We start from the raw sequence: 21350 nt of genomic DNA, 5'->3' as shown, positions 1-21350 counted from the left end.
TTAGGGTGAAAGAAGAGTGTTTATGCCCCCCCCCCCGTTAATTGCTTATAAGCCTCTATATAGGCTTTAGCAACAAGGGGAGCGTGAAAATGCAAGGAGACATGCCTATAGGCATTAAAGGCAAGGTGCTCATAGGATTCTCTATTTAAATTCGCTATCCATTCTATGCCATTTTTGAGATCATCTCTATCTCCAGCTTTTGCCAAATAGCCATTACTTTTATGGGTGATTAAATCACTATTGCCCCCTATGTCAAAGCACACTACAGGCGTGCCACAAGAGAGCGATTCCATAATGACATTACTTAGATTTTCAGCCAAAGATGGCGCGACAAACACATCGCACGCATTAAAGGCAAGGCTAAGAGCGCTATCATCATGCACAAAGCCTAGCAAGTGCGTTTGCTTAATACCCTCAATTTCAAACGCACTCCCTCCAAAGACTAGCACTTCAGTGCGAGATTTGAGCTCAGGGCTAAGGTGAGAGAGCGCATATGCTAGCTCATTAAAGCCCTTACGCGGAGTAGATGAGCCACCAATAGCACCAAAGCCCACATAGAACACAGCAGGTTTGAAAATATCCGGAAATAGCGCGTGTAGCATAGCTTTGGCGGCATTTGCTACCCTTAACTTATCTACTGCCCCCCCCCCAGCTAATTGTCTATATATATCAATATAGGCTGGAGCGATCACTTGAGTATCAAATTTTGCAACCGCACTTTTCCGGGCATTCAGTGAGAGGGCGGCATATTCTTGCGCGCTTTGGTTTAAGACCCACTCGATGCCATTTTTAAGATCAGAGGATTCAAAACAACGTGCGAGATAGCCATTTGTGCGGTGGGTGATAATATCTTTTAGCCCGCTTGTTTCAAAGCACACTACAGGCGTGCCACAAGAGAGCGATTCTAAGGCAGTTTGCCCAAAAGATTCCACAAAGCTTGGCATAATAAACACATCGCTTGCGCTATATACAAGGGCTAGGGTGGTATCATCGCTGAGTGTGCCTAGATAATGCGTGGGCATATCAAGGCTTTCATCTTCGCTAGGGGCGCTAGCACCAAAGATAAGGAGCTCGCACTTGGCTTTAAGGGCGGGGTTTAAGGCTTTAAGTGCATTTGAGAGTGCGCTAAAGCCTTTACGCGGGAGTTGGGTTGCCCCTATGGCACCAAAGCAAATAAGCCTTTTATTTTGTGCTATTTGTAGGCATTCTCTAGCAAAATGCTTATTAAGTGGGCGGTATATGCGCGTATCAATAGGGTTGGGGAGGTTGATTATGGGTTTATTGCCTAAAAGCGCGGATTGCTTCGCACAAGTGGCGATCCAATGCGATAAGCCATTAATGGTGAGATTATTGAGTTTATTATAGGTCTTTTGCTTGCGTCTAAATGTCCAAAAACTCACATCATAAGTAAATTTGCTTTGTAATAAGGGGCAGGATTTACAATGAGTGCCAACCCCTATACAGGCGGCTGCCACATAGTGGCAGCCGCCTGTATAGGGGTTGGCATCATGTAAGCTCCACAGCAGCGGAGCTTTAATATAGGCTAAATCTTTAATGCTAAAAAAGCCATTTTCTATCCAATGCAAATGCACGACATCGGGCTTTAGCTTTTCTATGGTTTTTAAGAGAGCGCGATTAGTGGGTGTGAATATAGGGAGATTGGGGGAGAATATGTCTTTTTGTCGTTTAGGGTAGATTTGAAGCGGGAGTTGAGAGATAAAGGGGCGAATCTTAGCAAAGGCTTTTTGGAGCTTGCTTTTGGCGATTTGCTGAATGCTTGCTAGGTCTGTGGTTTTATTTTGTGTTAGGATTATAGAATCTACGCCAGCATTGAGTAATGCCTTGTGCAGCCTGACACAAGCGCGTCCCGCTCCGCCATTGTCTTGGGTAACAATATGCACTATTTTCAATCGATAATCCTTAGGGCTATTTAGAGCTTCTTTTTGTGTTATTTGTTTTGTTTATTATGGTACGCCCAAGAGGATTCGAACCTCTGACCTACGGCTTAGAAGGCCGTTGCTCTATCCAGCTGAGCTATGAGCGCAAACTTGATTACTTAAGAGGCTTATTGGAATTGGTTGCGGGAGAGGGATTTGAACCCCCGACCTCTGGGTTATGAGCCCAACGAGCTACCGGACTGCTCTACCCCGCGATATGTTATTAAGAAATGCTAGATAAAGACCTTAAATTTTAAGTTGAAGAAGTGGCTGGGGTAAAAGGATTCGAACCTCTGAATGCCTGGACCAAAACCAGGTGCCTTACCGCTTGGCGATACCCCAATAATTAAAAGCGCAAATTATAGTGAGTTTAGGTGAGTTTGTCAAGAATGGAGATACTAAGGTGTGTTGAAGTCTTCTCTGCAAAAGGGGGAGTGTGATAGGTGAAGATGTTTGCTTAGAAATTACTTGTATATCTTAGAATCTTATTGCCTTGAATATAGGGTACTTAAGTATTTGAGAATGCTTATAGTAAAGACTTCAAGGAAACTTAACAAAAGGATAGACAATGAGTAAAGTTGTAGAAATTTTAAAGCAAATTCAGGCTGATGCCTCAGTTTTTTATGTGAAAGTACATAATTTTCACTGGAATGTGAAGGGAGCAGATTTCCACCCTATACATAAGGCTACAGAGGAAATTTATGAAAACTTCGCAGATATTTTTGATGATGTAGCAGAACGTATCTTGCAACTTGGTGAAGTGCCTTATGTAACGCTTAGTGATATGCTTAAAAAGGCTAAAATCAAAGAAGAGAGCAAAACAAGCTTTAATTCTAAAGATGTATTAAAGGCTATTTTGGCGGATTATGAGTATTTCCTTAAACTCTTTGAAGAGCTATCAAGTGAGGCAGATAAGGCAGATGACAAAGTGAGTGCAGGATATGCTGATGAGCAAGTAGCTGCATTGCAAAAGGCTCTTTGGATGATTAGAGCTCAACTCGCATAGGGCTTACTTTCAATCAAGCGAGACTAGCACGCTATATTAATATAATGTAATATATGCAGGGCTTTAAGCTATGGCGATACAAGCCTTGCAAGTGCTACTTTAAGCTAGTGATAAAATTTATCTTATTTCTATATAATGCCTCCTTTTGTAGGTGTGCTTTCGCAAATGTACTTTTGTGAGTGTGTGGGGGATGGAATTACATAGAAATGAAATAATAAAAAGGTTTGCAATGTATAAAGAACGTGTCAAAGATGCCATAGAGGCGATTAAAAAGGGTGAGATGATTATTATTATGGATGATGAAGATAGGGAAAATGAGGGTGATTTGGTCATGGCGGGGATTTTCTCCACCCCGCAGAAAATTAACTTCATGGCACAAGAAGCTAGAGGGCTTATATGCGTATCTATTACCCAAGATATTGCTAAAAAGCTAGATTTACCCCCTATGGTGCAAAAAAACGATAGCAACCACGAAACGGCTTTTACTATCTCCATTGACGCTAAAGAGGCAAAAACGGGTATTTCTGCTTATGAGCGGGATATGACTATCCGCCTTATGTGTGATAATAATGCCAAGCCTAGCGACTTTGTGCGTCCGGGGCATATTTTCCCACTTATTGCTAAAGAGGGCGGAGTGCTTGTGCGTACAGGGCATACAGAAGCGAGTGTGGATATTTGCAAATTAGCGGGCTTAGCACCTATTAGTGTGATTTGTGAAATTATGAAAAAAGATGGCACTATGGCAGGGCGGGGCGATAAATTTTTGCTTGATTTTGCAAAAGAGCATAGCCTTAAGATTCTCTATGTATCTGATATTATTCAATACCGCCTTAATTTTGAGAATCTCTTGCAAGAAAGCAGTAGAGAGAGGGTGGTGTTTATGGGTGTGAATGTAGAGAAATATACCTTTATAGACCATTTGGGGCGTACTCATGTGGCATTTGGCTTCATAGCGGATAAAAAGCCAGCAGATAGCAGCCCATCTAGTGCTTCAAAACCACTTATTCGCTTCCATAATATCAGAAGTGATTTGGAGCTTTTGCAAAATGATGAAGAATTTAGCGCATTAACCAAAAGCATACAATACCTAAAAGAGCAGGGCGGGTATTTGGTGTTTCTCAATGGCGAGGAGCCCAATAAAAGCTGTGCGGAGATGAAAGATTTTGGCGTGGGAGCACAGATTCTTAAAAGGCTTAATGTAGAGGATTTTGCGTTGCTAAGCAGCTGTGGGGCGAATAAAAGCCAATACCATGCCCTTAGTGGCTTTAACTTGCATTTGGTTGAAAAGATAGAGGTATAAGCGTAAATTAAGGATAAAAATTTAAAGATTCTTGCTTTTGTTTCACTCTATATATTACAAGGATGATAATGGCTTCCCCGCAGGTTACAATTTTAGTGTGTTATCACAAAATAAGCCCCATTATTGCCAATGAAGTCTTGCAACCCATTTTGGTAGGGGCGGCTTGTGCTACTAAAGACACACAACAAGCCTTAGAATCTGCGGCTTTAGAGCAAGGTATCGCACTTGCTAGAGATGATTATGTTGCGGGGGGGGGGGGCAACCTCATAGCTTAAAAAAGGAAATTTCCCAACTCAATCCTTACTTTTGCGAGCTTACCGCGATGTATTGGGCGTGGAAGAATTTAGATTGCGATTATTATGGATTCTTTCATTATCGCAGGGTGCTAGACTTCACTCCTCATACCTTAAAAGCTAGGCTCTTAAGGGCTTTTATCCCGCAAACTCAAGTGATTTTAAAATATCATTTACAACCTCATAATATTTACCAATTTTTGCAAGAAAGCCAAGCTGATATAGTGCTGCCTAAGGCGTTAAAATTACGCCCGGAGCTAAGTGCGTATGAAGATTTTAAACTTGATCACATAGTAGAAGATTTAGATAAGGCAATTGCTTATATCACCAAGACTTATCCTCATATGCAAGATTGCATACAAAGGGCGCTTTTTACCAAAGGGGCGAAGATGTATCATTGGAATCTTGCCATTTATCGCAGGGAAGTGTTTTTTGAATATGCGCAGTGGCTTTTTGATGTGCTTTTGCATATTGAGATTGATTATATGCACTATGATAGCACGCAAGGGCGGGTTTTTGGGTTTTTAGCTGAGCGGTTGTTTAATGTATGGCTAGATTCTATGAGGGGGCGCTTAAGGATAAGCGAGCGCAAAGTGCGGCTTTTATACACCAATCAAAGCAAATTCTTTGGCAAGAGGGTATCAAAAGATTATGAGCGCTACTATTTTTTCTTTATCCGTGTGTGGAAACGTCCTATTAAGTAGCAATTTGAAATGGAGAGAATGAATATGTACAGAAGTAGCATGGAGGGGGAAATATGAAAGTTACAATTTTAGTGTGTTATCACAAAATAAGCCCCATTATTGCCAATGAAGTTTTACAACCCATTTTGGTAGGGGCAGAGTATGCAAGCGTGGATGTAAAAAATGCTTTAGAATCTGCTTGCAAAAGGGCAAATACTTCACTTTATTATGATAATAGCGGAGAGCATATCAGCGGGCTTAATCCTTACTTTTGCGAGCTTACCGCGATGTATTGGGCGTGGAAGAATTTAGATTGCGATTATTATGGATTCTTTCATTATCGCAGGGTGCTAGATTTTAGCGATGGTGTGCGCTTTGATATGCCTAGAAAAGAAAAGGTCAGATATAGCTCACTTTGTGGAATTATGGATAATGCATTTTATGAATCTTATGCACTTTTAGCCCAAAATATCGAGCAAGTATGCCATGGATATGACATTATCTTACCTACAAAAGTAATCGACCATGACCAAAAGGAGAGGGCGCAGCATTTATCGCTTTATGGGCTTTATGAGAAGGTGCATTATGCTAAAGATATGGATATGGCTTTAGCATATATTAGCTCCAAATATCCACATATGCACCAGAGTGCCCTGCAAACTTTACATAAAAAGCCTATGTTGTGGTATATCGCTAATATGTTTGTGATGAAAAGAGAGCTTTATTTTGCTTATTGTGAGTGGGTGTTTGATATTTTGTTTGCATTGCAGGAGCGCATTCCTTATAAAAGTTATGATGTGTATCAAGCGCGGGTTTTTGGCTTTTTAGCTGAGCGACTCTTTAATATATGGCTTGAGTATCAAAAGCAGACAAATCCTAAGTTAAGAATCAAAGAGTTACCACTCGTGCTTTTAAATCCTAAAGCACATAAAAGGTGGCTAGGCTGGGTGCAGGAGGGGAATGTAAGGCGGTTTTATGTCGCAAAATTACGAGTATTAAAGCAATATCTATGATTTTTTGGCAAAAGCACATAAAAGCGCACAAAGACACAAAGGTGTATGAAAGCTCCGCCCTTTGGCTTTGTATCGTGCTTATTGCCTTAAGCTTAATGCTTTTGCCCCTTTCATATCGATATATTAATATAAAAATCCCCATAAATTGCTTGTATGGGGCTTTAGCTGTGTTTCTTGTATGCTTTTATAAAGATATAGTGCGCATTAAGCATATTTGGTTTGTGCTTATTTGTATGGGGCTGGTGGTGGCTTTGGCTTATATTTCTCTTTTAAATGCAGAGCAAGTAAGTGAGAGCAAAGCTTTGATAAGACATTATCTGTTAGAACCGAGTTTATTTATGCTTTTATGCTTTTTGCTTACTACGAGATTGTCAAAATGGCAGCTAGAGATATGCTTTGGGCTTGTTTGTGTGGTTTTGTTTTATCACCCTGTTATTACTCTTTATGATTTCTATGCTAATGGCAGCGGGAAGCTAGGCTATAGGGCTATGCTTCCTCGATATTATGCGCCCGCTACGGTATATGTGTTTTACCTGATTTTTGCCTTTAGCTTTGCGTATGTGGGATTCTTAAAAACAAGAGGAGTTTTGAAGGTGATATTCGCACTTTTTATGCTGCTGGGTATATATGCGTTTATTGCTAATGGCGGGAGATTTGGGCTTTTGGCGTGCGTGGTGGTGCTATGTGCGCCTTTTGTGTGCTTTAGCTATACATATAAGCGATATATGCTTTGCTTGATAGGCTTGTTACTTATAGGTGGGGCTGTGGGAGTGTATTATGCAAGTGCTAAGTGGGATTCCCGCTATAATTTGCATAATGCCCTTAATTCTTTCAAGGAAGTGTGGCATACCCCGCCTGCAGCAATGGGGCAGTATCTAGGCGGTGGTTGTCAGAGTTGGGCGAAGTGTTCTGTGCATTCTAAGGATAAAACTTCGCCCATTGTGTGGGAATTCTCAAGTTTGGATAGAATCTCAAAACTAAAAAGCACACTTTTAGCCATAGCTGATAATCCTCTGCGCCCTAATGGCTACCATTTCCAGCAATTTCCCTTTAATATCCAGCATATTTTTGCCCTAGATTCTCTTAATCACCCCTTTTCACTCACGCCCTATAAAGATAGCTTTATTTCCAGTAATGCCCATAATCATAACTACCCCTCTTCAGTGTTTTTTGAGTTAGGTTTATTTGGCTTTGTGGGGTTTTGTGCTTTTAGTTTGTATTTTGTGCTAAGGACTTTTGGGGCAAAGATTAGCCTTACAAGTAATGGCGATATTTATGAGATATTTTTGGCAAGTGTTGGTATAGGGCTAGTGGGCTTAATGGTAGCAAATATGTTTGATTGTATCCCTATACGCGATGGGCAATTAGTGCTATTTATGCTTTTAGGAGTATTTTTAGGCGTAGATATAAGGGGCAAAAATGCCATTTAAAGTTTCTGTGATTATGCCTATTTATAATGTAGAGCCTTATTTGAGAGAGTGCTTAGATTCTGTGCTTAGCCAAGATTTGAATGATATAGAGATTATTTGCATAAATGATGGCAGTAGCGATGGCTGCAAAGATATTTTAGAATCTTATGCTAAAAAGCATAGCGCTATATCCGTGGTGCATAAGCAAAATGAGGGTGTGGCTAAGGCAAGAAATGAGGCGCTAGCTATGGCTTTAGGGGAGTTTGTTTGCTTTATTGACCCTGATGATTTTTACCCCAACAAGCACACTTTGAGCTTGCTTTATAATGCGGCTAAAAAGCATAATGCACTTATATGCGGAGGTAGCTTTAGCTATTATGCCAATGGAGAGATTATTACCGATTTTAAAGAAGAGAGCTTGCAGGGCTACATTTTTAAGATAAATGGTTTTATGCAATACAAAGACTATCAGTTTGACTTTGGGTTTCACCGCTTTATATATAAACGCACATTTTTACTTGAAAATCATATTTTCTACCCTCTTTATACGCGCTATGAAGACCCTGTGTTTTTTGTTAAAGCAATGATTAAAGCAGGGCAATTTTATGCTTTAAGTGAGGTTACTTATAGGTATCGCATAGGGCATCGAAGTATCACTTCATGGAGTGATAGCACTTGGAATGACCAAAACAAGGGCCTTGAAGATGTGCTGTTATTGAGCAAAAAATATAAGCTTTGGGGGCTTTATCATCTCACTTATCATCGTGCTAATGAAACGGCAAAGGCTTTGGGAGCTATGATTTGTGCTGGGAGGGCTAATGTAGGCTCACTTTTTGCCTTAGGTGTGATATTAGAGAAATATCACCAAGCAGGGGAAGAAAATACCATAGCCTTGCAATGCCAAATAATAACTGATAGGATAAAAAATCTTCATAATGTGCTTGCTCCTTTGGCATATTTGAAATTTATTTCTGCTCATTATAAAAGCGTATTTAAGACATATTTTAGAATCCGTCTTTTTAAACCATATAGCGTTATTCGCCTCTTTGGCATAACACTCTATGAAAACGCGGGGGGGGGGTAAAAATGTAGTTTTTTATGTGTTTTTAGCTCTAATTTTTCAATCAAGGCTTAAATTCGCTTTTATCTCTTTTACCTTTCTTTTAGCTCCAATTTTATCTTTTTGGGGCATAGGTTTTAGGGGTTTTAGAGTGATAGCTTGGTTTATGAGATAGTGGTGGTGGCAATGAGCCCGGCACTTGTTTCTATAATCGTGCCTATTTATAATGCAGAGTTGTATTTGAGGCAATGCTTAGATTCTATCATCGCTCAAAGTTATGAACATTTAGAGATTATCTGCATAAACGATGGCAGCACAGATAAAAGCGCAGAAATAGCTAAAGAGTATGCTAAAAATGATAGTAGAATCTGCTATATTCAGCAAGAGAACAAAGGCGGAGGTGCGGCGAGAAATGTAGGGCTAGAGGTGGCAAAGGGCGAGTTTGTGCTGTGCTTTGATGCAGATGATTATATGAGTAAAAACGCGATAGAGAGCCTTGTAGCTCGGGCAAAAGAGAGTAGGGCGGAGATAGTGATAGCTAAAAGTAGAGAGTTAAGAGATAATGAGGTGTTTCCTATGACTTGGGCTTTGCGCTTAGATATGCTACCTGCAAAGGTAAGCTTTAATTATAAAGATTTAGGGGATAATGTGTTTGGATTTTGCGTAGGTTGGGCATGGGATAAACTCTATAAAAGAAGCTTTATAGAATCTTTTGGTTTGAGGTTTGAAGATGTCAAATCCCCTAGTGATGATTTGCTCTTTGTCTTTACATCTTTGGTTGTGGCGGAGGCTATAAGTGTGTGTGATAAGGTGCTTTTTACTCATCGTAAGCATAGCGCCTCTCAAGAGAGTATGCGTGATGTGAATCCTTGCTTATTTCTTAACTCACTTAGGCTTTGGCAGAGTGCGTTGGTGCAAAAAGGGGTATTTAAAGAAGTGGAGAAATCATATCTAAATTGGACTTTGCATTTTTGTTTATGGCATTTAAATACGTTAAGTGATAAGGCGCATTATAGGCTCTTTTATGCGCTTAAAGGGGCATTATATGAGCTTGGTATAGCCAAAGCAAAAAGGGCAGATTTTTATAATCAAAGCCATTATGCACAAATGTGCTATATTCTTTATGTCCCGCTTTTTTTACATCGTTTGAATGTCTTTAGGATATGCAATATAAAAGGGATTTTTAGGATAAGGCTTAGCACAAAAGGGGGCATTATAAGGCTTTTTGGCAAGACTTTGTATAAGAAAAATTATGATGAATGTTTTTAGGGGCATTTGTAAATATATCACAAGGAGTGGGTAATGGCAAAAATGAAGGTCAAAAATTGCATCGTAGGCGCGGGGTTAGCAGGACTTACATTGGCTGAACGATTAGCAAACATAAAGGGTGAGAGTGTGCTTTTGATAGATAGGAGGGCGCATATTGGCGGGAATGTGTATGATTATCTTTGGGGTGGGGTACTGGTGCATAAATATGGCACGCATATTTTCCATACGAATAATAAAAAAGTGTGGGATTATCTCAATAATTTTAGTAGATTCTATCCTTATATGCACGAGGTGAAAGCCTTTGTCGATGGGCATTTAGCAAGTGTGCCTTTTAATTTAAACACACTCTATGAGCTTTTCCCTAAAAGCTTGGCAAATAATTTAGAATCTACCCTTTTAGCGCATTTCCCCTTTGGGAGCAGAGTGAGTATTTTAGAGCTACAAAAGCTCCCAGAATTAGCATTTTTAAGTCAATTTATTTATGAAAAAATCTTTTTAAACTATAGCTTGAAGCAGTGGCAATGCAGCCTAGAGGAGCTAGATAAAAGTGTGTTTGAGCGCGTGCCTGTGGTCGTGGGAGTGGATAATCGCTATTTTAGTGATACCTATCAGGGAATCCCCATGCAAGGCTATAGCAAAATGTGTGAAAATATGTGTAAAAGTAAGCTTATTGAGCTAAGGCTAGAGTGTGATTATAAGGATATTGAGCATTCTCTTGAGTATGAGCGGCTCTTTTTTAGCGGGGCGATTGATGAGTTTTTTAACTACGAATTAGGCGAGTTGCCCTATAGGAGTTTGGCATTTGAATTTATGGAATTTGAGAGGGAATACTTCCAAAAGTATGCGGTTATTAATTACCCAAATAATTATGACTACACGCGCATAGGGGAGTATAAGTATTTCCTCCCTTATAAAACCCCTCATAGTGTCGTGAGCTTTGAATACCCAAAATCTTGGAGTAGGGGCGATGAGCGATACTATCCCTTGCCAACCGCCCCCTCTCAAGCCCTCTATGAAGCCTATAGGCAAAAGGCACAAGCCTTGAGGAATGTGTATTTTATAGGCAGGCTTGGGGAGTATAGGTATTATGATATGGATAAAGTCGTAGCTAGGGCATTGGAGCTATTTGAAACTTTGTAGAGTATTTTTATACACATAAGGGGCGTTAAATTGTTAAATCTCGCCCCCCTCCCCTTTTTTTAGGGAATCTTGAGAGTTTTGACACTTCATTTAAGCGGTTTAGCAAAATCGGGGGATATTGCAGACTCTCGCTCACCCCCAATTTTGCTAAAAGCCCATAAAGCGTAGGGCATCTTTTAAGGCTTTTTGTGGGATGGGCAAAGTTTGGCAAATATTTTGGGGTTGGTTATTCAAAAGACGCAAGAGCAGCTTTTTGGGAGTTCTATAAAAGGAAGTTGTTTTCTCAGCCCTAGAGGGAGCACAAAGTGGAGGCGAAAAATCTCTAAAGGAATTACCAATCACACACAGAGATTCTTCGCGCGTAAAAACCCCGCAAGATATGATAATAAGTCCAATCCGCAAAGCAAAACTGCTTTATAAGGGAAATTAGATTGTCATTCTGAACCCTCGCAAGAGGGTGAAGAATCTCCCTCATCTACTACAGACTCTCTATAAGAATCATAAAAAACTCCCGCAGAGATTCTTCGCTCACACTCTAGATATGACAAATTAAGAAAGTCTCTAGTAGATGAGAGAGTTTCTTCGCTCAGGCTTTGCTTTCACGCTAGAGCTGAGAATTTGATAAGAGGTTCTTTAACTCAAGTATTGCAAGAAAAATGAGAGAGACAAATAAAGAAAGCCCATAAGAAGGCCTAGAGGTTGCATTGGGGATTGGCGTAATCTTTTAGTGTTGTTATGCCGTTTTCTCCGCATACGCGGCAGGTTGGAGACCTTTTTAGCTTAATTTTGCGAAAGTTCATATCCAGCGCATTAAAGCTTAGAAGCTGATTATAGAGAGGTTCTCCTATGTCTGTGATGATTTTTAGCACCTCTGTAGCTTGAATGCTCCCTAAGATTCCCGCAACAGAGCCAAACACCCCCGCACTTGCACAATTTGGCACACTCCCCTCACTTGGAGGCGTATCAAACACACAGGCATAGCAGGCACTTTGCCTTGGCTTAATGCTCATGCATTGCCCGCTAAAGCGTAAGATTCCCCCATAGCAATATGGCTTATTAAGCAGCATACAAGCGTCATTAATGAGGAATTTTGTAGCAAAATTATCACTTCCATCAACAATCACATCATAAGATTTAAAAATTTCAAGCGCATTGCTTGCATTTAACATAGTAGGATAAGTGGTGATTTGAATATCGGGGTTTAGGGCATTTAGCTTTTTGTGTGCAGATTCTACCTTGAGCGTGCCAATTTCAGCACTTGTGTGTATAATCTGTCTTTGGAGATTGCTTAGCTCGATCTTATCTTCATCAATTATCCCTATATGTCCCACTCCAGCAGCAGCTAAATATAACCCCACAGGAGAGCCTAGCCCGCCAGCTCCTACGATAAGCACACTTGATTCTAAAATCTTGCCCTGCCCCTTAAAGCCGCATTCTCTTAAGCGAAAATGCCTATCATAACGGCGCAATTGCGAATCGTTGAAGTTATATATCATGGATTATCCTTTAGAATCTCTAAAGCCTGTGCGCAAAGCATTTTCCACGCGCCTTCATGGGCAATAGCCGTGCATTGAGTGAAGCTCTCTTGTGCATTTTGCCCGAGTGTTTTAAGTAAAGAGCCTTTAAGGTAGAGTGCCTTTTGTCTATCATCATCTTTTAGTGTTTTTTGAAGCAAATTATCAAGTATATTTATGGCTTCATTTGAGCGTTGAGTGCGGATATAGCTTTGTGCAAGGGCAAAATCCACATACGGGGAATCTTTACTCTCTTTTGTGAGCTCTTGGAGTGCTAATATATCCTTTGCATAAATTTCAATACCAAGCTCATCATTTTGGGCTTGGGCGTCTTTAAGGAGCTCGAGATTCACCGCTAGCATTTGGGGGTTATTGGCTTGATATTCTTTTAGAAAGCTATAGGCTTGCAAGGCGCCTTCTTTGTCATTGAGCGCCCTTAGGGCAAAAAAAAGCACAAAGCCTACATCATAATGTTTGGTGCTTTTGAGATTTTTGGCAAGGGTTAGGGCATCTCTGCCTGCAAGCGCGGCATTTTTATTCTCACCAAGTTTGGCAAAGTTTAGGCTATCGCGGTAGAGCCATTGGAGCTTGCTTGCTAAATCTGTAGAATCTGCTGCCATGCCTTGTGAGACCTCTGCTGCCTCTTTATTTAGTGCTTGGGCATAGAGGCAGTCAAAAAGCGGCATTTTATCATTTGATTGAATCTGAAGAGGGCTAAAGGCAAGGTAATGCGTGCTTGCTTCTCTGCAGTTGTGATGTTCTAGTGCTCTATGGAGTAAAATCTCATGTGCATTTGCTACAAGGGCTTTGTCTTTAAGCTTATCCTTAAGCTCTATGACTTCTTCATATTTACCCTCATCAAAGAGTGTTTGTGCTTTCAGCATAAAAGCTTTTTCTTGCTCTGGTGAATTGGCATATTTTTCTATAATGTAATCGTATGTCTCTATTTTAGAATCTGGGCTATCATCTTTAGCAAGATTAAAAAGCAATTTATCATCTCTGTCTTTGACTACTTCTGTTAAAGGGCGGTGCTCAAATTCTTGCAAGAAAATTTTGTTGATTCTATGTGCGTCTTCTATGGCATTAGCAGCTTCATACCATATGCTTACATTATTGAGGAGCTCTTCTTTGTTTACGTCATTGCTAAGGAGGTATTCATAGAGGTATTCGCCTAGTTGTGCGGCGATAAGATAAAGCCCCTCTTCTGCAAGGGTATTTAAAAACTCATAATTTTTGATAGGATATTTTGCAATATAGCTAGGGTTAGCCTTAAGCATGGCTTGGAGTAGTTTTTGGGCTTGCTCTTTGTCTTTATTGGCTAGGCGGAATTTGCTCCATTCAATAGCCACCTCACTTGCACTATCTAAATCTTTTGCTTCTTGATAAGCTTGGGAGAAGAGCTTTGTGGCGACATTAGCATCACTTCCGCTATTAAAGTGCTTTGCTAGAGACATTTTGGCAAGCGGCATATAACGCGAGTTGGGGTATTCGCTAATTGTGCGATCAAGATAGTATTTCGCCTCTTCGGGGATTTTCATATCAGCATAGGCATTGCCTAAGTAATAGAGCACTTCGGGGACATTGGCGTCTGTGGGGTATTTTTTTATCCATTTTGTGCCCATATCGACAATCATATCGCTATTTTCTACAGAATCAAAATGCTCTAAAGCCCGCAAGCGAAACAGCAGTAAATCTTTAGCAAAGATAGTCTTAGGGTAGCTAATAAGCGTTTCATCAATGAGCTTAACTGCATCGATATAGGCTTGATTTGTCATTAAGGTTTTGATTTGGCTATATGCGTTGAAGTCTTCGCCATCATCATAACGAAGCGGTCCTCTATCAATATCAAGGTCATCAAAATAAAGTTCAGCATTTTTAATAATTTTAATAGGGAAGTTTAACCCCTTTGGCTTTCTTTGGTGCGTGTAGTCATTGAGAAAGGGCATTTCACTTTTATAGCCAATAATCTGCCATGAGGCACTCTTTTTGGGCTGCTCTTTAGTGATAGGTAGAGTGTCTTTTAGGTCTTTAGGTGTAGCAAAAAGCGCCATTTTATACTTTGGCTCGACATAGAGATAGAATATCCCATCAACTACGCGACTCCAAAAATGAAAGAAAAGTGTTTGCGTGGGAGAAAAGCTTGCAACAGGTGTGCGAGGGATCGTGCAGACGACATATGTTATTTCATTTTGAGTGTTGCGGTTTGCTCTGCATTCAAGTGGCTCGCTATGAGAGATATTCAGTACAGAGAAATGCTCTTTTAGCTCTTTTCCATAATTAATAGTAACATCGAGTCCAAAGACATAAAAAGGCAGAAATAAGACAAAAGCCACTTTGAATATTTGCACATATACTCCTAAAGTGGCTTTTAGCCCTAGAAGCCACTATTTCCATATTTTGCAAGAAGCTCAAGCAAATTTTGTACCATAAAGATAGCGCCTATACTCACAATAGCAGTGATAGCAAGAGCAAAGATACTAGGCAGTGAGAGTGAGATATGAGGGATGGGACGTGCCGATTGGGTATTAAAGATATAAATCACTACTTTCAGGTAATAAAATGCGTTTATAATACTATTAAGTGCCATAAGCAGCGCAAGGATAATATAATGAGAGCCTAGTGCATTTTGTATAAGGTAAATCTTCCCCCAAAATACGCAAAAAGGCGGGATACCCGCAAGGGCAAACATAAAAAATGTAAGTAAAATGGCTAATGTTGGGTTTGTGGTGATTAGGGATTTGAGTGTATCAAAGGAAATATCATTACTTCCCTCTTTCTTGCAAAGCCATAAAATACCAAATGCACCAAGATTAGCAAAGAGAAAGAAAAACCAATATAAAAATACCATATCTGGCAAGCCTAGTAAAATCGCACTCAGCACAAAGCCTGAATGTGAGATGGAGCTATAAGCGAGCATACGTTTTACATCTTTTTGCACTAGGGCTATGAGGTTTGGTATGCTTATGCTAAGGACAATAAGCGCAAAGAGGGTGCATTGTACAAATGTATTATGGGACTGAATGAATGGCTCAAATATACGAATCATCACAGCAAGTGCGGCGATTTTAGGCGCTATGGCGATAAAGCCGGCTATGAGGGCATTAGAGCCTTGATATACATCAGGAGTCCATGTGTGAAAAGGCACGAGAGAAGTTTTAAACCCCAAAGCACAAAGTAAAAAGATAAAGCCAAGGATGGCAAGCCAAGATGAGTTGGCATGCTCTTGCATAAATGCTCCAATATGCCCCATTTCTATACTTCCCGTAGCTGCATATAAAAGCAATGCCCCAAAGCATAAAAGCGCACTTGCCACTGAACCCATTACAAAGTATTTAATCGAAGATTCAAATGCGTGAATGTCATCATGGAGTGCAATCAGTGCATAAATGCTTAAAGAGGCACATTCTAAGCCTAAAAGCATAAGGATAAGATTCTCACTTGATACCATAAAGGCAAAGCCTGCAATGGCAAATAGAAAAAGTGCGTAGAATTCTGCTTTTTGGGTCTCAGGCAATGTATTATTGTGCATAAAAAAGAGCAAAATAATAAAAGCACAGAGCAAGATGAGTATCTGGGCAAAATATGAAATATGATCTACAAGCAAGAGATTAAAAAAGCCCACTTGTGGAGTGAGATTGCCCTCTATGAGTAAAAATCCAAGATTAAGTAAGACAAAAAGTATGCTGATACTCACATAGAGCTCGCGTGATTTTGTCTTATTAAACACACCCACACCGAGTAAGATAATGCCACCAAGGAGTGAAATACACATTGGAATAAGAAGCTCTACATGCAGTTGGGTAAATGAAAAATTCATAGATTCTGGCATTTTAATCTCCTATATTGGGGATAAGAATCACCCCTTCATCATCAAAATCATGAGGTAAGGATTCATAAGGGTAGTGAGTTTGCCACTCTTGTATGTGGTTTATGCTATTACTTGCTTTGAGCTCTATCATATAAGAGAGCGTTTGCATACTTGTATTGATCGGGTTAAGCAAAGGTTTAGGGTATATGCCAAAGCCTATAATAATGGCTATTATGGGTATAAATACAAGCTTTTCTCTTAAACCTAAGTCTTTTAAAAAGGCATATTGCACAAGCTCTGTGCCTAAAAACACTCTCTTAAACACAACAAGCATATAAATTGCCCCTACAAAAAAGCTGCTTCCTGCTAAAAAGGCGATAATGGGATTGACTTGAAAGAAACCATACAAACAAAGCACTTCCCCCACAAAGCCCATAGTAAGGGGCAAGCCTAAAGAGCACATCATCACTATACCAAAGACACTGCTAAGGTTAGGGAGCGTATGAGCTAATCCCTGCATTTGCTCGATTTTCTCACATTCTGTGCGTTCATTGAGGGCATAGATTAAGAAAAAGAGCGCACCAACGACAAAACCATGCGATACCATAAAAAATACAGCCCCGCTTAAGCCCTCTGTATTGAGTGAGAATATCCCTAGCACAATAATACCCATATGCGAGAGTGAAGCGTATGCAAGGAGGGTTTTAAGGGATTTTTGCACAAGGCAGAGGAATGCCCCATAGATAATCATCACAACGCATATAATACTTATGGTGGTACTTGCTAGGCTGCTTATATCCGGAAAAAGTGGCAGCACAAAGCGCACAAGCCCATATGTGCCCATTTTGCTCACCACTCCCGCAAGCAGAGCAGAACCTATGAGTGGTGCTTGTGTATAAGTATGTGGCTGCCATGAATGAAGTGGGAAGATAGGAATCTTGATTGCCATCCCAATAAATAGCGCGATAAAAAGCCATTTTTGCACGCCTGTGTCAAAGGAGATTTGATACCAATCAAGGAGATTAAAGCTCCATGCGCCCATAATAAGCTTGTATTGATAAGCAAAATACAAAATCCCTAGTAGCATAATCATAGAGCCCCCAAAGGCATAGAGGAAGTATTTAATAGAAGCATAAATGCGCTTTTCCCCTCCGCATACACCAAGTATATACAATATGGGTAGGAGTGAGAGTTCCCAAAAGATATAAAAAAGCATAACATCAAGTGCGCTAAACACACCCATTATGATACTCTCAAGGAATAAAATAGCGACTATTAGCATGGTATTGATATTTTTAAATAAATAGAGTGCAAGGAATGTTAAAAGGGCATTTAGCAAGATAAGAAAGAGTGAAATACCATCAATACCTATAGAGTAGCCTACGCCATAAGAGCGGATAAGATTCGCATGGCTAAAAAACTGAATCCCCCCATAATTGACATTAAACTCACTCCATAAAAGTATGCAAAAAAGCAACTCTACTCCAGCAGTAATAATGGCAAATATGCGTCCATTGTTCCCTTTGAGCGCATACAGAATAAGCCCTCCAAATGCTGGAAAAAATATAATAATGCTTAAAAGATAATTCATAACTACCTCCACAAAGAATAAGACACAAATGCCACTAATAAGATAAATAATCCCGCTACCATAAGCATAAGCATACGCGAGAGTGAGCCATTCTGTATAGATGAAAGCTTGCCTCCTAGAGCCTTTAGGGTATATGCAAATGTATCTACATATTTATCAATGCAGTCTAACTCTATCTTTTGATATAAAAATGCAGCGCATTTTTGATAGGGCTTGATAAAAAGCCATGTGTAGAGCTTAGGAATATAGTAGTTGTGGAAGAGTATTTTATATATAAAGGTATGCTCCCAGAAGCTCCCAAAGCCTCCTTTAGTGTATTTGATAATGCTAAAGAGTGCTACAAGGCATACAGATGTGAGTGTAAGGGCGATAAGGAGTATATGGGTCTGATGAGATATTTCGGGCAGAGCATAGGGGAGATAGGCTTTAAGGAAGTCTTCAAGCACTTCGCCAAGTCCGGCGATAATGGATAAAATTGCTAAAGGGAGCATAGCAAAAAGCATATAGGGATACGCCTCGTGAGGAGTGTGCTCATAGGATTTAGGTGCAAAAAACACAAGCATAAGCAAGCGGAAACTATAAAATGCTGTAAAAAGGGCAGAGATAAAAAGCACAAGCCAAAGTATAAATGAGTGAGAAAATGCAACTTCTAAAATCAGGTCTTTAGAAAAGAATCCAGCAAATGGATAAATACCCGCAAGTGCTACAGAAGCAATAGACATCATAATCATAGTATAGCCTAAACTCTTATAGAGCCCGCCCATTTTGGTAATATCAAGTTTATCATTCATAGCATGCATTACATTGCCTGCTCCTAAGAAAAGCAGAGATTTGAAAAACGCATGGGTGATTAAGTGAAAGAGTGCTATATAGTAAGCCCCAAGCCCAGCAGCGACAAACATATAGCCGAGTTGAGAGAGTGTAGAGTAAGCAATGATACGTTTTAAGTCTCTATTGACAAGTGCCATACTTGCCCCAAAAATAGCTACAAATGCCCCAAGTGAAGCGATAAAATACCCCACATCAGGTATCATTTCATAGAGTGGATGAGTGCGGATAAGCAGATATACTCCCGCTGTTACCATAGTAGCAGCGTGTATGAGGGCTGATACGGGGGTTGGTCCTTCCATAGCATCAGCTAGCCATGTGTGGAAAGGGAATTGTGCGGATTTACCCATAGCTCCTATAAAGAGCAATGCCCCAATCCATATAAGCAAGCTTGTATCAAAGTTATTTGTTTGGAGTGATAAAAACACCCATTCATATTTGAGGCTTTCACAATGATAGACAATCAAAAATATGCCTATGATTAATGCAAGATCGGCGATTCTATTCATTACAAAGGCTTCTATTGAGGCGAAATTGGCACTTTCTTTTTGATACCAAAAGCCTATTAAAAGATAAGAGCATAGCCCTACGCCCTCCCAGCCTGCAAAGAGACCTAAAAAATTATCACTCATAACAAGCAACATCATAGAGAAGACAAAGGCGCTTAAATAGCTAAAATAGCGATTAAAGCCTTTATCATGCTTCATATATCCTATAGAATATATATGCACGATAGTAGAAATAAAGCTTACTACAAGCATCATACTTGCACTAATGCTATCAACCATAAAGCCAAATGAGCTATAAAAATCTCCAGCTTCTATCCATGGGAGAAACTCAACATGAATGATTTTATGCGTTTTGTATATGTCTAAAAAAAGCACAAAAGCAGCAAGAAAGGAGATAAAAAGCAAGGTAGTGGGGATAATACCTATGAGTATGTGCTTTTGCTTGTGCCCAAAAAAGGCGGCAAAGACTGCCCCAAGCAGTGGGGCAAAAAGTGCGACATATACCATTTGAATGAGTGTTTCATGTGCATCTATCATAATTATCCTTTTAGATTCTCTAATGAGCTTATATCAAGCGTGCGATGCTTCCTATACCAAATCACTACGAGTCCTAAACCGAGTGCGATTTCTGCTGCAGCAATAGCGATGATAAAAAGTGCAAAAATCTGCCCTTGTAGGTCATTGAGATAAGAAGCAATAGCCACAAAGCCAATATTTATGCTATTTAAGAGAATCTCTGTGGAGAAAAAGAGCATAAGAATATTGCGTCGTTTTAAAATACCAAAAAGCCCTATGCAAAAACAGAGTGCAGAGAGAATAAGATAATGATTAAGGCTAATCATGCAAGCTCCTTTTAACGCTTAATACAATGCCTGCTACCATAGCTACAAGTAGCATAAGCGCGGCGATTTCAAAGGGAATGAGATATTTTGTAAAAAGCACATAGCCAATCATTTGGATATTATTCATCTCTGCAATATTTAGCAAGTTTTGCTCTTGGGCAACGAGCTCAAGGTGATTGCTTATCACAGGCATACCAAATATACCTACAAGGATTATGGCTATACCTAGAGTTAATGTGCAAATAGTGAGTTTGTCTTTAGAAGATTCCACAATAAGCTTAGAAGTGTCAAAAAACATCATTGCAAAGGCATAGAGCGCGACAACAGAGCCCCCATATACGACAATTTGCACCACACCTAAAAATTCTGCATTGAGCACAAAAAATATCCCAGAAATAAAGATTGTCCCGCTTGCAAGAGCGGTCATCGAGTAGAGAATCTGCTGGGAGGTTACTACGATTAAAAAGCTCACAATGCACAAAACACTAAAGCAATAAAAAGCAATACTTTCAAACATTCTCATTCTCCTCTTTTGCTTGCGTATGTTCTGCTGCTTTTTGTGAATCTTGTAATGTGTAGCTTAGAGGGGTTTTAATCATACGTTCATCAGCATTGGGTGATATAGAGCCATATCCGCTAAATTCTATCAAAGAAGCCTTAGGTTGTAAGAGTGTAGATTTAAATCCCACATGCGCCCTTTGCACACTTGCATTTTCAAACATATTCCCATGCACGATAGCAAGTTCTGGGCAAACTTCAGCGCATAATCCACAATAAATGCAACGTCCAAAATTAATGCTGTAATCAAGTATCTTTTTACGTCCATCTTCTCCCCTATCGGTGATAATGCGTATGCAGTTACTTGTGCAAATTTTCTCGCATAATCCACAACCAATGCAACGTTCATTATCAGATTCTAAAAGCCTTTGAAGTTTATGTATGGCTCTATATCTGGAGCTTAGAGGGATTACTTCAAGCGGATAGGGGATAGTTACCTTTGGTGCAAAGAATGCTCCAAGAGCCTTTTTGAGCCCGCTAAATAAATCAAGCCCAAAGGTTGTTTTTAAGCTTATCATCACGCGGCTTACAAAAGGCTCCTCTTGCCGATTGAGTCTAGGGGGTAAAACATAATAATCTCTTTTCATTTG

The 21350-nt window shown here is 39.9% G+C and carries 19 protein-coding genes and 3 tRNA genes; 9 read left to right on the top strand and 13 right to left on the bottom strand.

Going from position 1 to position 21350, the window contains the following annotated elements:
• Positions 1 to 20: 20 nt before the first annotated feature.
• The 4 genes from CQA63_RS02590 to CQA63_RS02575 form a co-directional block, all read right to left on the bottom strand.
• Positions 21 to 1901: a glycosyltransferase gene (locus tag CQA63_RS02590; protein ID WP_233706645.1), complete on the bottom strand. Its 1881-nt coding sequence runs from the start codon at positions 1899 to 1901 to the stop codon at positions 21 to 23.
• A 66-nt stretch (positions 1902 to 1967) separates the two neighbouring features.
• Positions 1968 to 2044: transfer RNA gene (locus tag CQA63_RS02585), tRNA-Arg, on the bottom strand.
• A 31-nt stretch (positions 2045 to 2075) separates the two neighbouring features.
• Positions 2076 to 2152 (bottom strand) — tRNA-Met (locus CQA63_RS02580).
• 52 nt (positions 2153 to 2204) lie between these two features.
• Positions 2205 to 2279 (bottom strand) — tRNA-Gln (locus CQA63_RS02575).
• A 226-nt stretch (positions 2280 to 2505) separates the two neighbouring features.
• Between CQA63_RS02575 and CQA63_RS02570 the strand changes: the two genes are divergently transcribed.
• The 9 genes from CQA63_RS02570 (at position 2506) to glf (ending at position 11110) form a co-directional block, all read left to right on the top strand.
• Positions 2506 to 2943 carry a Dps family protein gene (locus CQA63_RS02570; RefSeq protein ID WP_104700336.1) on the top strand — a complete coding sequence of 146 codons (438 nt, stop codon included), beginning with the start codon at positions 2506 to 2508 and terminating at the stop codon, positions 2941 to 2943.
• Between the two features lie 229 nt (positions 2944 to 3172).
• On the top strand, positions 3173 to 4243 hold the full coding sequence (locus CQA63_RS02565) for a bifunctional 3,4-dihydroxy-2-butanone 4-phosphate synthase/GTP cyclohydrolase II (RefSeq protein WP_104700335.1): 1071 nt from the start codon (positions 3173 to 3175) through the stop codon (positions 4241 to 4243).
• A 68-nt stretch (positions 4244 to 4311) separates the two neighbouring features.
• Positions 4312 to 4518 carry a hypothetical protein gene (locus CQA63_RS02560; protein ID WP_104700334.1) on the top strand — a complete coding sequence of 69 codons (207 nt, stop codon included), beginning with the start codon at positions 4312 to 4314 and terminating at the stop codon, positions 4516 to 4518.
• A gap of 8 nt (positions 4519 to 4526) precedes the next feature.
• Positions 4527 to 5240, top strand: coding sequence for a DUF4422 domain-containing protein (locus CQA63_RS02555; RefSeq protein ID WP_267891931.1), 714 nt, complete (start codon positions 4527 to 4529; stop codon positions 5238 to 5240).
• Positions 5241 to 5293: 53 nt separating this feature from the next.
• The gene (locus CQA63_RS02550; RefSeq protein WP_104700332.1) at positions 5294 to 6232 is read left to right on the top strand and encodes a DUF4422 domain-containing protein; all 939 of its coding nucleotides are present in this window, start codon (positions 5294 to 5296) and stop codon (positions 6230 to 6232) included.
• Complete coding sequence (locus CQA63_RS02545) at positions 6229 to 7662, top strand: O-antigen ligase family protein (protein ID WP_104700331.1); 1434 nt, start codon at positions 6229 to 6231, stop codon at positions 7660 to 7662. The genes CQA63_RS02550 and CQA63_RS02545 overlap by 4 nt, the downstream gene beginning before the upstream one ends.
• Positions 7652 to 8725, top strand: a complete 1074-nt coding sequence (locus CQA63_RS02540; protein WP_104700330.1) for a glycosyltransferase family 2 protein — start codon at positions 7652 to 7654, stop codon at positions 8723 to 8725. Before CQA63_RS02545 ends, CQA63_RS02540 begins: the two co-directional genes overlap by 11 nt.
• Positions 8726 to 8887: 162 nt before the next feature.
• Positions 8888 to 9970, top strand: a complete 1083-nt coding sequence (locus CQA63_RS02535; protein WP_158655499.1) for a glycosyltransferase family 2 protein — start codon at positions 8888 to 8890, stop codon at positions 9968 to 9970.
• A gap of 42 nt (positions 9971 to 10012) precedes the next feature.
• Positions 10013 to 11110 (top strand): UDP-galactopyranose mutase, encoded by a 1098-nt coding sequence (glf, locus tag CQA63_RS02530; protein WP_104700344.1) that lies wholly within the window; start codon positions 10013 to 10015, stop codon positions 11108 to 11110.
• A gap of 147 nt (positions 11111 to 11257) precedes the next feature.
• On the opposite strand, the gene CQA63_RS02525 is transcribed toward glf, so the two are convergent.
• The 9 genes from CQA63_RS02525 to nuoI all read right to left on the bottom strand — a co-directional run bounded on the left by CQA63_RS02525 (position 11258) and on the right by nuoI (position 21347).
• Positions 11258 to 11512 (bottom strand): hypothetical protein, encoded by a 255-nt coding sequence (locus CQA63_RS02525; protein ID WP_104700328.1) that lies wholly within the window; start codon positions 11510 to 11512, stop codon positions 11258 to 11260.
• 290 nt (positions 11513 to 11802) lie between these two features.
• Positions 11803 to 12603 carry a HesA/MoeB/ThiF family protein gene (locus CQA63_RS02520; RefSeq protein WP_104700343.1) on the bottom strand — a complete coding sequence of 267 codons (801 nt, stop codon included), beginning with the start codon at positions 12601 to 12603 and terminating at the stop codon, positions 11803 to 11805.
• The gene (locus CQA63_RS02515; protein WP_104700327.1) at positions 12603 to 14972 is read right to left on the bottom strand and encodes a DUF7494 domain-containing protein; all 2370 of its coding nucleotides are present in this window, start codon (positions 14970 to 14972) and stop codon (positions 12603 to 12605) included. The genes CQA63_RS02520 and CQA63_RS02515 overlap by 1 nt, the downstream gene beginning before the upstream one ends.
• Before the next feature lie 26 nt (positions 14973 to 14998).
• Positions 14999 to 16453, bottom strand: a complete 1455-nt coding sequence (gene nuoN, locus CQA63_RS02510; protein ID WP_104700326.1) for an NADH-quinone oxidoreductase subunit NuoN — start codon at positions 16451 to 16453, stop codon at positions 14999 to 15001.
• Position 16454: 1 nt separating this feature from the next.
• The gene (locus tag CQA63_RS02505) at positions 16455 to 18023 is read right to left on the bottom strand and encodes an NADH-quinone oxidoreductase subunit M (protein WP_104700325.1); all 1569 of its coding nucleotides are present in this window, start codon (positions 18021 to 18023) and stop codon (positions 16455 to 16457) included.
• Between the two features lie 2 nt (positions 18024 to 18025).
• On the bottom strand, positions 18026 to 19897 hold the full coding sequence (gene nuoL, locus CQA63_RS02500; RefSeq protein ID WP_199770707.1) for an NADH-quinone oxidoreductase subunit L: 1872 nt from the start codon (positions 19895 to 19897) through the stop codon (positions 18026 to 18028).
• Between the two features lie 2 nt (positions 19898 to 19899).
• Positions 19900 to 20202, bottom strand: a complete 303-nt coding sequence (gene nuoK, locus CQA63_RS02495) for an NADH-quinone oxidoreductase subunit NuoK (RefSeq protein WP_104700323.1) — start codon at positions 20200 to 20202, stop codon at positions 19900 to 19902.
• A complete protein-coding gene (locus CQA63_RS02490; RefSeq protein WP_104700322.1) occupies positions 20195 to 20719 on the bottom strand; it encodes an NADH-quinone oxidoreductase subunit J in 525 nt (174 codons plus the stop codon). The genes nuoK and CQA63_RS02490 overlap by 8 nt, the downstream gene beginning before the upstream one ends.
• Positions 20712 to 21347, bottom strand: a complete 636-nt coding sequence (nuoI, locus tag CQA63_RS02485) for an NADH-quinone oxidoreductase subunit NuoI (protein WP_104700321.1) — start codon at positions 21345 to 21347, stop codon at positions 20712 to 20714. The genes CQA63_RS02490 and nuoI overlap by 8 nt, the downstream gene beginning before the upstream one ends.
• Positions 21348 to 21350: the final 3 nt, after the last annotated feature.

The sequence above is a fragment of the Helicobacter marmotae genome (genome assembly GCF_003364255.1).
GTDB lineage: Bacteria > Campylobacterota > Campylobacteria > Campylobacterales > Helicobacteraceae > Helicobacter_C > Helicobacter_C marmotae.
The sequence above is the reverse complement of the archived record's forward strand: the minus strand, read 5'-3'. Positions and strand labels throughout refer to the sequence as shown.

Bases quoted from the DNA above. Each gene is read 5' to 3' on its own strand.
- CQA63_RS02570 (WP_104700336.1), top strand. From the start codon at position 2,506: ATGAGTAAAGTTGTAGAAATTTTAAAGCAAATTCAGGCTGATGCCTCA.
- CQA63_RS02565 (WP_104700335.1), top strand. From the start codon at position 3,173: ATGTATAAAGAACGTGTCAAAGATGCCATAGAGGCGATTAAAAAGGGT.
- CQA63_RS02560 (WP_104700334.1), top strand. From the start codon at position 4,312: ATGGCTTCCCCGCAGGTTACAATTTTAGTGTGTTATCACAAAATAAGC.
- CQA63_RS02550 (WP_104700332.1), top strand. From the start codon at position 5,294: ATGAAAGTTACAATTTTAGTGTGTTATCACAAAATAAGCCCCATTATT.
- CQA63_RS02545 (WP_104700331.1), top strand. From the start codon at position 6,229: ATGATTTTTTGGCAAAAGCACATAAAAGCGCACAAAGACACAAAGGTG.
- CQA63_RS02540 (WP_104700330.1), top strand. From the start codon at position 7,652: ATGCCATTTAAAGTTTCTGTGATTATGCCTATTTATAATGTAGAGCCT.
- CQA63_RS02535 (WP_158655499.1), top strand. From the start codon at position 8,888: ATGAGCCCGGCACTTGTTTCTATAATCGTGCCTATTTATAATGCAGAG.
- glf (WP_104700344.1), top strand. From the start codon at position 10,013: ATGAAGGTCAAAAATTGCATCGTAGGCGCGGGGTTAGCAGGACTTACA.
- nuoN (WP_104700326.1), bottom strand. From the start codon at position 16,453: ATGCCAGAATCTATGAATTTTTCATTTACCCAACTGCATGTAGAGCTT.
- CQA63_RS02505 (WP_104700325.1), bottom strand. From the start codon at position 18,023: ATGAATTATCTTTTAAGCATTATTATATTTTTTCCAGCATTTGGAGGG.
- nuoL (WP_199770707.1), bottom strand. From the start codon at position 19,897: ATGATAGATGCACATGAAACACTCATTCAAATGGTATATGTCGCACTT.
- nuoK (WP_104700323.1), bottom strand. From the start codon at position 20,202: ATGATTAGCCTTAATCATTATCTTATTCTCTCTGCACTCTGTTTTTGC.
- CQA63_RS02490 (WP_104700322.1), bottom strand. From the start codon at position 20,719: ATGTTTGAAAGTATTGCTTTTTATTGCTTTAGTGTTTTGTGCATTGTG.
- nuoI (WP_104700321.1), bottom strand. From the start codon at position 21,347: ATGAAAAGAGATTATTATGTTTTACCCCCTAGACTCAATCGGCAAGAG.